Below are 12,589 nucleotides of genomic sequence, written 5' to 3'. Positions count from 1 at the left end.
GGTACCGGCCATAGGTTGGGTGCAAACGAGGTTCAGGGAGTGTCGCCGTCTTTCCTCAGCTGAAATTCGAAGCGATAAGCCCTACCGATATCCCACACCTGTCGCACGGTCAGATCAAGCAAGCGAGCGATCTCGACTGCTGTGTAACCCAGGCTGGAGTAATGCATCGCATGCCCTGCGACCAGGTCGTCTATCTCCATGGGATCTTGTAATGCTTCCCGCTTGATTTCACTGATAGGTCGGCTGAATGCTATTTTTACACCGTGTTCGAATGCCAGCTGTTTTATTTCCTTCCTGTTCATCCTCAGTGAATATTGCAGCGCAGACATACCGGCGCCCTTGGCGACCAGATCTTTGAGAAGATGAACTTTACTGTTTCGCTCCTCGTCCGACGTGTTAGCGGAGGCAGAAGTTGATCGCGGCGGCGATACATTCCCTTCCTTTATGACATCAATCACTCCGCCTTGAGCGACGAATCGTTCGACGGCTGCAGCCAGGTCCATGGTACTTCGTTGGTCGGGCGAGCGGTGGATAGTCTTGTTATTCATGGTATATCCTTTTTTGAACATGGTTATACACATGGCCAATTCAAAATGAATCTACAGGCCGGACCCAGGTCTGTCAGTGTTGAGCAGTGTCTGATTGACCTTGCCTGCACTGTTCGAGTCCCTTCAGTTGTTTTTGAATGGGATCCATACAATAAAAAATTTTATTAAAGGTAGTCAAAGTGACATTACCTCTTTGGCGGATACTCAATTAATTCAGCATGCTTCACGCTAAGATTAGTGAGTTGGTTGTTAAAAAAGTAACGACTGGTAATAGATTTTGCAAGTAAAAATGGACGCTTTACATGAATTGGTTCGGCTTGGGGTTGGTTGTCTTACATGCTTTTATTTGGCGTCTGTGAGTTTTGTAGTACATTTCCTCTTTAAGTGGTGGAGTATGGCGTCAGATAGCAATATAGTATTAGCTATATGTCGGATGAGCGGTTTTAAAGCGTTTTAGGGCGGCGCGCAACGCTGTGGGAGCATAAAAGATAGTTTGGTAATAAATAGTTATGCATCTGTTGTGCGCTGTTTTGATAACAACAAAATTCTATTGTCCCGTGAGAACCTGCCAAGGACTTGCGGCGCCAAGGCGCTCCCATTGATTAGGGTTTTTCCGAAATGTTTGTAGGATATTTCCTGAAATATATATATTTACAAAACCAGCGCTGCAATATGTGTAGTTTTTCAACAGATGCAACAGGCGATTTTGAGGTAATTATGTGTGCAACATTTTCTGGCTGTGGTCGCTGGTGTCTTCATCGATACCACATATCATGAACAGATAAAGAACACGTGGGCTGCAGGCGCAGGCTGGCGCGTTGAAATTACCGTACGCAGGTGGTGTGGCAGGTCAGGCGGGTGTTTAAACCCGGGCCGGTCCGTTTATTCAGCCAATCGATACTGCCAGTATCCGGTAATCCGACGCTAGAAACCGATCTGAAAGCAGTGGCGAGACGCTATCTAGCCTGAGGTCGTGTTAAGTCCGCCGGATGCGTAGGAGTGAGCCGTGGTTCGAATGAGAAATGTTCATCGACTTGCGTAGCATCCGGTTCATTAATCATAAGAGGTAGCAGGCCTAATGCTTGATTCGACTGTAGTGATGTTCCTCGCATTGCAACGCTCTATCCCGGTCTTTGTCGGGATCGACGATTCGTCAATTGTCAGGGAGGATATATTTTGAAAAAATTCTGGAATGCTGCAATGCGGCTGAAATTTGTAGGACTATTCTGTTGTAAGTGTACGAACGGTCTTTGGCTGTTAGTCCTCAGGGGTGAGCGCCATGCAAAGCACTAAACGACTAGGCTATTGTGCTGACTCTGAAAATTCGAATAGCGAAAAATGGACTGCCCATGAATAAAGTGCTGATCGTGGATGATCATCCCGTCATTCGCCTTGCCGTACGTATGCTGATGGAGCGCCATGGCTATGAGGTCATCGCGGAGACGGACAACGGCGTGGATGCCCTGCAGTTGGCACGCGAGCATTTGCCCGACATCGTGATTCTCGACATTGGAATTCCCAAGCTCGACGGGCTTGAAGTCATTGCTCGTTTATCGGCAATGACGCTGCCTTTCAAGGTGCTGATACTCACCTCGCAGGCGCCTGGGCATTTTTCCATGCGCTGCATGCAGGCTGGCGCGGCAGGCTACGTCTGCAAACAGCAGGATTTGACCGAGCTGTTGAGCGCTATCAAGGCGGTTTTGTCAGGTTACAGTTACTTTCCGAACCAGGCGCTGCACACCGTTCGTTCGAGCATGGGTAACGCCAGTGAGGCCGATATGGTCGATCGTCTTTCCGGGCGGGAAATGATGGTCTTGCAACAACTCGCCAGGGGAAAAACCAATAAGGAGATAGCCGACGGTATGTTTCTGAGCAATAAAACCGTCAGTACTTACAAGACACGCTTGCTGATGAAGCTCAATGCTCACTCGTTGGTGGACTTGATCGAGTTGGCCCAGCGCAACGGCTTGGTCTGAGGCTCTGTAGCCTCTCGAGCATGAGAGGCTCTGACGGCCCGGGCGTCGCGATTCATGCATGGCGCGTTGCGTCTTCGATCTTAAAGATCGAAGTCGTAATCCGCCAATTGCTTTTGCAGGCGCCGCTCTTCCAGCAGGTTATCGATGGTGCGACGTTTACTCAGGTTGGTCTTGGCCTGCTCGACGGGCGTCGGCTCGGCGTCGTCTGACTCGACGGCAACGAAGTCGTCGTCTACGTCTATTTGCTCTTTGTCAGTGCTCATGAAATTGACTCCAGGCTTGGGGCATTCATGGCGCACCTTATAGCGGCAAAGCGGGAGCGGGTAAAAAAGATTTTTTCAATCGATCAGCCGCTAAAACCTCTATCGCTCAATCGTCCGAGGTTTTGTATTTGTAATCACACAGGTCTTCGATTCGACAACTGCCGCAGCGGGGCTTGCGTGCCTGGCAAACATACCGGCCATGCAGGATCAACCAGTGGTGAGCGTCGAGCAGATAATCCTTGGGTACGAATTTCATCAGTTGCTTCTCGACTTCGACCACGTTCTTGCCGGGTGCGATACCGGTTCGATTGCTGACGCGGAAGATATGCGTATCCACTGCCATCGCGATCTGGCGGAACGCCGTATTGAGCACCACATTGGCAGTCTTGCGACCCACGCCCGGCAAGGCTTCCAACGCCTCACGGGTTTCGGGCACCTGGCCGCCGTGCAGCTCAACGAGCATTCGGCAAGTCTCTATGACATTTTTGGCTTTGCTGTTGTAGAGGCCGATGGTCTTGATGTACTCGGATAAACCTTCGACACCCAGGTCGTATATCGCCTGTGGTGTGTTGGCAACCAGGTAGAGGCGGGCCGTGGCCTTGTTGACGCTGACGTCCGTGGCCTGCGCTGACAGAATCACCGAAATCAGCAGTTCGAACGGCGATGTGTAGGCCAGTTCGGTTTTCGGGTCTGGATTGTCTTCGTGGAGTCTGCGGAAAATTTCCAGGCGTTTCGCGGCATTCATGTACGGAGTGTTTCCCTGGAGGCTTGTGCCTCGTTAAATACTGGTGTGTTTTCGGCGCAGGCGTAGCGCGTTTGCCACGGCGAGCACGAGTCCTAGAAGCATAAAGCCTCCAGGAGCAAGTGCCGCGAGATGAAGGCCGGACCCTGACGGGAATAGGTCAATCCGCCACCTTGCTGCGCTGCTGCCAAACAACCATTGCGCATTGCTCAACAGCGAGGCTTGCCCCAGTAATTCCCGAACCGCTCCGAGCAACATGAATGTCACGCCGTAGTAAGCGCTCAGGCGTAGAAAGCCCCAGGCGCTGCCATGCTGGTCAGTTTCGGTATTCGATAGCAGCAGACATTGAACGCCGATGAGCGGCAGGTAAACCCCCAGCGCTTGATACAACTCCAGGGCGTGCGCTTGCAGCAGCAGTCCGGCGAGAGTGACCAGGGTGGCAGCAATTGTTGCGCCGATCAGCAACCTGGTCGTTGGGCGCAGCAGCGGCGCGACGGCCTTCATCAGTGCGAAGTGCAGCAATCCCACTGACCCCAACACCAGCAGGAATCCGATGCTTTTAACCAGCGAGTCGGAAACGCCGATCAATGGCGTCAGGCTCAAGGGGCCCATCAGCATGAACGGAACGGGGCGATTGCCGGGGTTCATCGCCGTTCTCCCGTCAAGTTGGGCAGCAACCGGGTTTTCTCGGCATCGAAGTAGCGCAGCGTCTCGCGGATCGCGTCGATGGCACCTCGCGAAGTCATGGTCGCGCCAGCGATTTGATCGAAAGTCCCACCGTCCTGTTTCAGTCTCCAGCCTGCATCATCCGGGTCGGTCAACGATTTGCCGAGAAAACCATTGAGCCACTGCGGTTGAGACACTATCCGCCCGCCCAGTCCGACTGTCTCGGTGTGCTTGAGCACTTTGATGCCCAGCAGCCTGCCATCCACCGATACGCCAATCAGCAGTTCTATCGGCCCTGCGTAACCTTGCCCACGACTGTGAAAAATAATTGCAACGGGCTGGCCTCCCTGTGTCACCAGGAAGCCTTCGAGTACGGCCGAGTCTGGCATGCGACCGGGCAACTCCAAGGGGTTCTGCAGTGGTTGGTTATCGTATTTTTGCGCAGGAATGACACCGACTAGCACCTGATTACGCAGCGCATCCCGGCTCGCCTGGATGGCTGGCGCGGAGGTTTTCTCCAGCACAATCGTGAGGCCGATACCCAGGCACAGAACGACAAGGAGCAGTAGCCAGGCGACAGGTCTTGAGAGCGGTTTCACGAATGTTCACCGGGCGTCGCGGGTGATGCGCTCAGGCGCTCCAGCGCCGGTACGGCCAGGTTCATCAGCAACACTGCGAATGCCACGCCGTCCGGGTAAGCGCCCCAGGTTCGAATGACATAGATAATCAGGCCGGCGCCGATGCCGAAAAGCAGGCGCGCTCGGGGATTGTCCGGGCCGGACACCGGTTCGGTGACAATGAAAAAGGCGCCGAGCATCGTTGCGCCGGTGAACCAGTGAAACAGCGGTGAGCCGTTGGAGTCCGATCCCGAACCGTTCCAGCACAGCAGGCTGATCACGAACAGGCTGCCGAGCATGCCGGCAGGCGCGTGCCAACTGATCAGACGACGTTGCAACAGCAGCACCCCTCCGGCGAGGAAAGCCAGGTTGACCCACTCCACACCGCGCCCGCCAAGGCTGCCAAATGCCCGGCTGCGCGCGAACAGTTCGTCGACGGTCAAACTCTTGTTGATGCGAAGCACATCGAGTGCCGTGGCCTGAGTCCAGGCATCCGGGTTGGATATCCCGCTGAGGTCGAGGCCGAAGATGTGCTGCAGGCCGCCCGTCAGGCTCAGGCCGTGAGTCGCGGGCCAGTGGTTCATCTGTTGGGGGAACGAAACAAGTACGAAGGCATAACCCAGCATCGCCGGGTTGAAGGGGTTATTGCCAATGCCGCCATACAGATGTTTGCCAAACAGCAACGCAAAACCGCTGGCCAGCGCGGTCACCCACCAAGGGGAATAGGCTGGCAGCGCCAACGCCAGAAGGGTTGCACTGACCAGAGCGCTGTAATCACTGAGTGCCGGGAGCACCGCCTGCCTGCGCAGTGCGAGCACGGCGGCCTCGACCAGCAGCGCTGCGCCCGCCGCTATCAGCCACGTGATCAATACGCCCCAACCGAAGAACCAGACGAGGGTCAATGCCCCCGGCAGCGCAGCAATCAGCACCCACAGCATGGTTTTTTGCAGGCGCTCGTTTACCTGCCCCAGCTGACTGGCGTTATCAGGCGTTCGCACGAGTATTCATCAATGCAGAAGAGGGCTGCATTGCCGACTCAAGCGCCAGCTCGGCGCTTTGAAGTGCTGTTTGCAGGGCCTCCAGCTGCTCGGCGGTGGCTTGAGCTGACAGGGCTTTGTTGTAGGCCGCGCGGGCCATTGCCAATTGGATTTTCGCCCGCTTCAGGCTGCTGTCGTCGCGCGGGACTACCGCTGTTTGCGCCGGTACGGGGGCCTGATCTTGCAGGTTCGCCAGGGCTTGCTCGGCGGCTTCGAACTCTTTTTGCATCTCCACCAGCTGCGCAGCCTGCTCGGCGATGGGGGGATGACCGAAAGCCTTGAGGGATTTGTTCAGATGCGCCCGGCTCATGGCCACGGTACTGCGCGCTTTCTTCAGCGCATCTTCGTTTGTTGCCAGTTTTTGTGTACGGATACGCTCGATAGCAGATTGCAGCGGGCTCTCAAGTGTGTCTGGCTGCGATGCAGGCTTTTGCGCTCGGGCGAGTCGTTCTGCGTGCCGCTGTTGCTCTTCGTGGCGCAGGCGAGCGTTGCGGGCTTCGAAGCGATGGCGGGCGTGATTGCGTTTCCGCGTTCGGGCTTGGGTTTGCTGCTCGGTCACTGCCAGCCCGCCGACAATCGGGATCACCCCCGTGACCGGCAAGGGAAGCATATCGATGCAATCCACCGGGCAAGGTGCGACACACAGATCGCAGCCTGTGCATTCGTCAATGATAACGGTGTGCATCATCTTTGCCGCGCCAAGAATCGCATCCACCGGGCAAGCCTGGATGCACTTGGTGCAGCCAATGCACTCGGCCTCGCGGATGAACGCAACTTGCGGCGGGGCTGCGCCTCGTTCGGTGTCCAGCGCCAGAATCGGCACGCTGAGCAGTTGCGCCAGTGCCGCGATGGTTTCTTCGCCACCGGGCGGGCACTTATTGATTGCTTCTCCCTCGACAATACCCTGCGCATAAGGCTTGCAGCCCGGATGGCCACATTTGCCACATTGGGTTTGCGGCAGCAGTGCGTCGATGCTTTGAATGAGAGTCATGGTTTGACCAGTCCGCTGAAGCCGAGAAAGGCCAGTCCCATCAGGCCAGCGCCAATCAGTTGGATGGGCAGACCTTGAAAGGGCGTGGGAATGTGTTGCTGTCGCAGGCGTCCGGTCAGATCGTCGAACAGGCTCAGGACCAGCCAGAAACCCAATCCGCCTCCCAGACTCAGCGCGACTGTATGGATCAGCCCTTTATCCGGCTCGGTGCCAAGCACCATCAGGCCGAGTACGCCTGCATTGCCGATCAGCAGCAGATGCAAGTCCTTCAATGGCAGGCTTGGAAACACCTGGGACAGCACCCGCAATGACGGGCCGATCAGCAAGACAATCAGTGGCAAAAATACAAACAACGACAAATAGCCGACATCCAGCGGCAGCAACAGGTATTCATGAATCACCTGGCTTATCAGGCTGGCGGCGAACATCAGCCATAGCGTGGCGATGCCGAGTGCGTGGACGCGGGCGCGCGTGGTCGAAGTCTGCGCAGCAATCGCCACTACCGGATCGACAGCAATCGGCTGCTGCAACACGAAGTTGTTGACCAGTGCGGCGCTGATGAAGATAAGGATGAAGTCGGTCATGTGCTTGCCGGATGTGCGAACAGGCTGAAGAGCCTTTCTAAAGGGTAGACAGTATCTGGCAAGAAATCGGTTCGTTTGGTTGGACGCGGCCGCAAAGCCTTGTAGGAGGGGACTTGTCCCCGAAAGCATCAACCCAGCCGATGCTTTCCCGGACAAGTCCGGTCCTACCGAAGCCGTGCCAACTTACTTGATACGCTGACCCGGCTTTGCGCCGCTGTCGGGGCTGAGCAGGTAGATTTCTTCGCCGCCGGGGCCCGCCGCCATCACCATGCCTTCCGATATGCCGAAGCGCATTTTGCGCGGCTTCAGGTTGGCGATCATCATGGTCAGGCGACCTTCCAGTTCGGAAGGATTCGGGTATGCGCTCTTGATGCCCGAGAACACGTTGCGTTGCTCGTCACCGATATCCAGCGTGAGGCGCAGCAGTTTGTCGGCACCTTCCACGTGTTCAGCCTTGAGGATCAAGGCAACCCGCAGGTCAACGGCCGCAAAGGCATCGAACTCGATCTCGGCGGCCAGTGGCTCCTTGGTCAGCTCGCCATTGCCTGTCGGCGCGGCCTCTGCCTCGCTAGTGCTGGTGGTCAGGTCTTCTTTCGAGGCAGCGGTCATGGCTTCGACTTTCGCCGGATCGATGCGCGTCATCAGGGCCTGGAACGGGTTGAGCTGATGATTGCTCAGCAGCGTCTGATGGTCGTCCCAGGTCAGCGGCGCGACATTGAGGAATTTTTCCGCATCGGCGGCCAGCAATGGGAGCACCGGCTTGAGGAAAATCACCAACTGACGGAATAGATTGACGCCCAGTGCACAGACGGCCTGGACTTCATCCTGTTTGCCTTCCTGCTTGGCCAGCGACCACGGCGCCTTTTCAGCGATATAGGCGTTGGCCCGGTCGGCCAGGCCCATGATTTCCCGCATGGCGCGGGCGAAGTCACGGGCTTCATAAGCTTCGGCGATACCCGGCGCAGCCGTCAGGAACGCGTCGGTCAGCTCGGGCTCCGGATTGCCAGCCACCAGCACACCCGCGTTGCCTTTATGAATGAAGCCTGCGCAACGACTGGCGATGTTGACTACTTTGCCGATCAGGTCCGAGTTGACCTTCTGCACGAAATCTTCGAGGTTCAGGTCCAGATCGTCGACGCCCTTGCCCAGTTTGGCTGCGTAGTAATAACGCAGGTATTCCGGCGACAGGTGTTCCAGATAGGTCCGGGCCTTGATGAAGGTGCCACGGGACTTGGACATTTTCTGACCGTTTACCGTGACGTAGCCGTGCACGTTGATGCCGGTCGGTTTGCGCAGGCCAGCACCTTCGAGCATGGCGGGCCAGAACAGGGCGTGGAAGTTGACGATGTCCTTACCGATGAAATGGTACAGCTCGGTGGTTGAATCCTTGGCCCAATACGCATCGAAGTCCAGGTCCGGACGGCGCGCGCACAGGTTTTTGAAGCTGGCCATGTAGCCGATCGGCGCATCCAGCCAGACGTAGAAGTACTTGCCCGGCTCATCCGGAATCTCGAAGCCGAAGTACGGCGCGTCGCGGGAGATATCCCACTGCTGCAAGCCGGCATCCAGCCATTCGGCGATCTTGTTAGCCACCGCATCCTGCAAGGCGCCGCTGCGGGTCCAGCTTTTGAGCATGGCGTCGAACGCAGGCAGATCGAAGAAGAAATGCTTGGATTCTTTCAGAACCGGAATCGCGCCGGAGATCGCGGAGCGCGGATTCTTCAGGTCGGTCGGCGCATAAGTAGCGCCGCATTTTTCGCAGTTGTCGCCGTACTGATCTTCAGTGCCACATTTCGGGCAAGTACCCTTGATGAAGCGATCGGCCAGGAACATCTTTTTTTCCGGGTCGAAATACTGGGTGATCGAGCGCGTCGCGATATGCCCGGCATCGCGCAGACGCTTGTAGATCATGCTCGACAGCTCGCGGTTTTCGTCCGAGTGCGTCGAGTGGAAATTATCGAAGTCGACCAGGAACTCGTTGAAGTCAGCGCTGTGCTCGGCCTTCACATTATCGATCAGATGTTCCGGAGTGATGCCTTCTTTTTCGGCGCGCAACATGATTGCCGAGCCGTGAGCGTCGTCCGCGCAGACATAAATGCACTGATTGCCGCGATGCTTCTGGAAGCGCACCCACATATCAGTCTGGATGTACTCAAGCATATGGCCAAGATGGATGGATCCATTGGCATAGGGCAGGGCGCTGGTGACGAGAATCTTGCGTGGCTCGGACATGGGGCTCGGCTACTTGAAGTGAAACGGAGGTCGACCACTATAAAGGTCTGAACAACTTTTTTCACCCCGCGCAGACGTAGGAGTCGTCTGGCATGCGCAGCGAAACCATGCTGCCAATCTGTAGAAGGGGTAGGATAGCCGCCTGTTTTAGTCTGCCTTTATTCGGGAGTAGCCCATGAGCGCTGTTAATCGCGCAGCGGTGGAAGCCGTCCTTCGCCAATATACCGATCCCTATTTGAATCAAGACCCTGTCACTGCCGGTTGCGTACGCGGCATCGATATTCAGGGTGAGCGCGTCAACGTCCAGCTGGAGTTGGGTTACGCGGCCGGACTGTTCAAGAATGGCTGGGCGCAGATGCTGCAAATCGCCATCGAAGGCCTGGACGGCGTGACGTCGGCCAAGGTCGAGATCAGCACGGTCATCGCTGCGCACAAGGCTCAGGGGCAAATCCCCGGCCTGGCCAATGTCAAAAATATCGTCGCCGTGGCGTCGGGCAAGGGCGGTGTTGGCAAATCCACAACGGCTGCCAATCTTGCCTTGGCGCTGTCTCGGGAAGGCGCGCGGGTCGGGATTCTCGACGCCGATATCTACGGGCCAAGCCAGGGCGTGATGTTTGGTATCGCTGAAGGCACCCGGCCAAAGATCAAGGATCAGAAATGGTTCGTGCCCATTGAATCCCATGGCATCGAAGTCATGTCCATGGCGTTCCTGACCGATGACAACACCCCGATGGTGTGGCGCGGCCCAATGGTTTCCGGCGCTTTGTTGCAGCTGATTACCCAGACAGCATGGAATGATCTGGATTATCTGGTCATCGATATGCCGCCTGGCACCGGTGATATCCAGCTGACCCTGGCCCAGAAAGTCCCGGTTGCCGGTGCGGTGATTGTCACCACCCCACAGGATCTGGCGCTGCTGGATGCCAAGAAGGGCGTGGAAATGTTCCGCAAGGTCAATATTCCGGTCCTGGGCGTCGTCGAGAACATGGCGGTGCACATTTGCTCGAACTGCGGTCATGCCGAGCATTTGTTTGGCGAGGGTGGTGGCGAGAAGCTGGCCAGTCAATACAACGTCGAACTGTTGGCTTCATTGCCGCTGTCGATGTTGATCCGCGAGCAGGCTGATGGCGGCAAGCCGACGGTCATTGCCGAGCCGGAAAGCCAGATTGCCATGGTCTATCAGGAGTTGGCGCGGCACGTTGGCGCACGGATTGTCCTGCAAGAAGCGGAAAGCCCGGCGATGCCGAATATTTCGGTCAGCGATGACTGATTGCAGGCAGATCCTGCAGGGGTAATTTGTTGGCAAGGGGGGACGGCGGGCTCGTCTCGCCAACAAGTTGGCTCCTACAGAACTTTTTCTGCAGGCATAAAAAAACCCCGCTTTTGGCGGGGTTCTTTTTAAGCGATTCAGTACAAGTTAGATAACTTGAACTTCTTCAGCTTGCATACCTTTCTGACCGCGGGTAGCGATGAAAGAAACCTGTTGGCCTTCTTTCAGGCTTTTGAAACCGTCGGATTGGATAGCTTTGAAGTGAACGAACAGGTCGTCACCCGATTGTGGAGTGATGAAGCCGAAGCCTTTTTCATCGTTGAACCACTTAACGGTACCAGTTTGGCGATTAGACATGGTGTATCTCCTTGGACAAAGTTAACTGCGACTCAGGAAATGCCCTGGCCGAGACTGAGTGCAAAGAGCAGGAAAAATTCTTGGAGATGGTTGGATCGAAATTCAACATCGTGTAGAGATTCTCAGTGACACAAGCAACACAGTGACGCCACCTTAACGCTTTTTTTTGAGTGTGCCAACACTCTGTGCAGGAATATTTCTATTCGTGTCCAAAGCATGACCTGCATCATGCCCACAGTCTTTGAACCCGACGCCCCGGCCCGGTAAGATGCCGGACATCTTTTTCACCTCGCTATTCAGGACACCGCCATGAGCATCAAATCGGACAAGTGGATTCGCCGCATGGCGCAGGAACACGGCATGATCGAGCCTTTCGTGGAGCGTCAGATGCGCGGCGAAGGCGCCGACCGGCTGATCTCCTACGGCGTTTCCAGCTACGGCTACGACGTACGTTGCGCGGCTGAATTCAAGGTATTCACCAACATCAACTCGGCGACCGTCGATCCGAAGAACTTCGATGAAAAAAGTTTTGTCGACGTTACCAGCGACGTCTGCATCATCCCGCCGAACTCGTTTGCCCTGGCGCGCACCGTTGAATATTTCCGTATTCCGCGCAATGTGCTGACCATCTGTCTGGGGAAAAGCACCTACGCGCGCTGCGGCATCATCGTTAACGTGACGCCGCTGGAACCTGAGTGGGAAGGGCACGTGACTCTGGAATTCTCCAACACCACGACCTTGCCGGCGAAAATTTACGCCAATGAAGGCGTGGCGCAGATGCTGTTCCTGGAATCTGACGAGGAATGTGAGATTTCCTATAAGGATCGCGGCGGCAAATATCAGGGCCAACGTGGCGTGACCCTGCCGCGCGCATAGCCTTCGGTGTATTTGTTACCGTTGATCCTGCCCGGATTGAATTAGTCTTCATTTCGGCACTCTATTGAGCTGAACTGTTTCCCCTCGCGTCGCGCGAGTGGGGCCACCGCTCAGGAGTGCCCTTATGAAGATAGAAATGAAGCCCAGTCCCCAAGGGGTTGACCCGCGTGCCAATCAAGTCGGTCTACTCGCCTGGTCGTTACTGGCGCATCCACAATTCAATATGGTTGGCGGTATTCCCGGCCAGCCAGGCCCTGATGGGCCGGGAGAAATCCCCGAGCCGACTGAACCGGGCAGCCCGACTGTTCCGGACGAGCCACCACCAGCCCCGGTCGTCTGATTCCCCTCATGTTTCTGCTGGCGCATTCACTGGCCGGCAGAGTCGTGTCTGATCGATCACGAAAGGCGCTGAATGAGCTGGGTTGAATCG

14 protein-coding genes are annotated in these 12,589 nt (G+C 56.1%); 4 read left to right on the top strand and 10 right to left on the bottom strand.

The annotated features are described in order from the left end of the window. Window positions 1-32: 32 nt before the first annotated feature. Entirely contained in the window at window positions 33-548 is a 516-nt protein-coding gene (locus tag ACP7E4_RS21255) for a hypothetical protein (RefSeq protein WP_426117563.1), read from the bottom strand. Between the two features lie 1,349 nt (window positions 549-1,897). On the opposite strand from ACP7E4_RS21255, the gene ACP7E4_RS21250 reads away from it, so the two are divergent. After that, the gene (locus ACP7E4_RS21250; RefSeq protein ID WP_020288947.1) at window positions 1,898-2,524 is read left to right on the top strand and encodes a response regulator transcription factor; all 627 of its coding nucleotides are present in this window, start codon (window positions 1,898-1,900) and stop codon (window positions 2,522-2,524) included. 80 nt (window positions 2,525-2,604) lie between these two features. Here ACP7E4_RS21250 and ACP7E4_RS21245 read toward each other — a convergent pair whose 3' ends face one another. The 8 genes from ACP7E4_RS21245 to metG form a co-directional block, all read right to left on the bottom strand. Continuing rightward, a complete protein-coding gene (locus tag ACP7E4_RS21245; RefSeq protein WP_426117562.1) occupies window positions 2,605-2,787 on the bottom strand; it encodes a PA3496 family putative envelope integrity protein in 183 nt (60 codons plus the stop codon). Window positions 2,788-2,893: 106 nt separating this feature from the next. Continuing rightward, on the bottom strand, window positions 2,894-3,532 hold the full coding sequence (gene nth, locus ACP7E4_RS21240) for an endonuclease III (RefSeq protein ID WP_426117561.1): 639 nt from the start codon (window positions 3,530-3,532) through the stop codon (window positions 2,894-2,896). Window positions 3,533-3,565: 33 nt separating this feature from the next. Continuing rightward, the gene (locus ACP7E4_RS21235) at window positions 3,566-4,177 is read right to left on the bottom strand and encodes an Rnf-Nqr domain containing protein (protein ID WP_426117560.1); all 612 of its coding nucleotides are present in this window, start codon (window positions 4,175-4,177) and stop codon (window positions 3,566-3,568) included. Beyond that, entirely contained in the window at window positions 4,174-4,794 is a 621-nt protein-coding gene (locus tag ACP7E4_RS21230; protein WP_426117559.1) for an RnfABCDGE type electron transport complex subunit G, read from the bottom strand. The genes ACP7E4_RS21235 and ACP7E4_RS21230 overlap by 4 nt, the downstream gene beginning before the upstream one ends. Then, window positions 4,791-5,810, bottom strand: a complete 1,020-nt coding sequence (locus ACP7E4_RS21225; protein WP_426117558.1) for an RnfABCDGE type electron transport complex subunit D — start codon at window positions 5,808-5,810, stop codon at window positions 4,791-4,793. The genes ACP7E4_RS21230 and ACP7E4_RS21225 overlap by 4 nt, the downstream gene beginning before the upstream one ends. Further along, on the bottom strand, window positions 5,797-6,840 hold the full coding sequence (gene rsxB, locus ACP7E4_RS21220) for an electron transport complex subunit RsxB (RefSeq protein WP_426117557.1): 1,044 nt from the start codon (window positions 6,838-6,840) through the stop codon (window positions 5,797-5,799). The genes ACP7E4_RS21225 and rsxB overlap by 14 nt, the downstream gene beginning before the upstream one ends. Next, the gene (locus ACP7E4_RS21215) at window positions 6,837-7,424 is read right to left on the bottom strand and encodes an Rnf-Nqr domain containing protein (RefSeq protein ID WP_426117556.1); all 588 of its coding nucleotides are present in this window, start codon (window positions 7,422-7,424) and stop codon (window positions 6,837-6,839) included. Before ACP7E4_RS21215 ends, rsxB begins: the two co-directional genes overlap by 4 nt. A 183-nt stretch (window positions 7,425-7,607) precedes the next feature. Then, complete coding sequence (gene metG, locus ACP7E4_RS21210) at window positions 7,608-9,656, bottom strand: methionine--tRNA ligase (RefSeq protein WP_426117555.1); 2,049 nt, start codon at window positions 9,654-9,656, stop codon at window positions 7,608-7,610. 175 nt (window positions 9,657-9,831) lie between these two features. Here metG and apbC point away from each other — a divergent pair, with 175 nt between their 5' ends. Further along, window positions 9,832-10,926 (top strand): iron-sulfur cluster carrier protein ApbC, encoded by a 1,095-nt coding sequence (gene apbC / locus ACP7E4_RS21205; protein WP_426117554.1) that lies wholly within the window; start codon window positions 9,832-9,834, stop codon window positions 10,924-10,926. A 147-nt stretch (window positions 10,927-11,073) separates the two neighbouring features. Here apbC and ACP7E4_RS21200 read toward each other — a convergent pair whose 3' ends face one another. Beyond that, window positions 11,074-11,283: a cold-shock protein gene (locus tag ACP7E4_RS21200; protein ID WP_002554837.1), complete on the bottom strand. Its 210-nt coding sequence runs from the start codon at window positions 11,281-11,283 to the stop codon at window positions 11,074-11,076. A gap of 309 nt (window positions 11,284-11,592) precedes the next feature. Here ACP7E4_RS21200 and dcd point away from each other — a divergent pair, with 309 nt between their 5' ends. Next, the gene (dcd, locus tag ACP7E4_RS21195; RefSeq protein ID WP_020288957.1) at window positions 11,593-12,159 is read left to right on the top strand and encodes a dCTP deaminase; all 567 of its coding nucleotides are present in this window, start codon (window positions 11,593-11,595) and stop codon (window positions 12,157-12,159) included. Window positions 12,160-12,283: 124 nt separating this feature from the next. After that, window positions 12,284-12,499, top strand: a complete 216-nt coding sequence (locus ACP7E4_RS21190; protein ID WP_426117553.1) for a hypothetical protein — start codon at window positions 12,284-12,286, stop codon at window positions 12,497-12,499. Window positions 12,500-12,589: the final 90 nt, after the last annotated feature.

The sequence above is a fragment of the Pseudomonas sp. DSP3-2-3 genome, assembly GCF_049898225.1.
GTDB lineage: Bacteria > Pseudomonadota > Gammaproteobacteria > Pseudomonadales > Pseudomonadaceae > Aquipseudomonas.
Note: the sequence above shows the minus strand (reverse complement) of the source record. Positions and strands in the feature narration are given on the sequence as shown.